This is a genomic window from Halomonas sp. BN3-1, assembly GCF_003056325.1.
Classification (GTDB): domain Bacteria; phylum Pseudomonadota; class Gammaproteobacteria; order Pseudomonadales; family Halomonadaceae; genus Halomonas; species Halomonas litopenaei.
In genome coordinates this window covers 1-624 of sequence record NZ_PYVV01000050.1, presented here as the reverse complement: position 1 = coordinate 624, position 624 = coordinate 1, and the positions used below count along the sequence as shown (strand labels likewise).

1 protein-coding gene is annotated in these 624 nt (G+C 43.8%); it reads left to right on the top strand.

Annotation, left to right across the window (positions count from 1 at the left end; translation table 11 throughout):
• Positions 1–232: 232 nt before the first annotated feature.
• A partial coding sequence (locus tag C9F12_RS22855) for a hypothetical protein (protein ID WP_205254760.1) occupies positions 233–624 on the top strand: 392 nt, incomplete at its 3' end.

Below are 624 nucleotides of genomic sequence, written 5' to 3'. Positions count from 1 at the left end.
ATATATTGACAGCACTCACCTACGACATCGAGGACATGCTCTCGCTCAAGAAGGTATTGAGCAAGTGGAAGATCCATAAGATCAGGTATCACACCCAAATAGCTGATCTTACCCAGCTTTGGTGTCCACCAAAGCTGGGTAAGGTCAAGTAGCCTCAGCGCCTTATCCAATCAGGGTGGCTTCAAAAGTGCGTCACGACTGTGCATGAGCCAGAAGCCGGAGAATATAAACAATGAGAAAGAGAGTCATCGGGGGTGTCGTACTGCTGCTTGTTAGTAGTCTGTTGGCGTATCTATGGCCAAGACAACCCCCCGATGACGTCTTGGTTAGGATGCAGGAAATATTAAGCGAACTTGAAGAGATTTATGATGGCCGATACATACGGGTCATGCCATTTTTCACTAAACCTAATAATGGTCTTAATGGTGAAAAGGTCAAGTTGATTCGCAGAAAATTACGTGAAGCTGGGATTAACAGTGCATCATTAAGTTGCTCAGAACGCAGGTGTTTATCAATATACTCGATTAACAGAAGTTTTAATGTTTTCCTAAACTATAGGTATTACGTCTATGACTCAGGCGACCTGCTTGAAGAGGTAATAGTAGATAACGTCGAGAAGGCGAT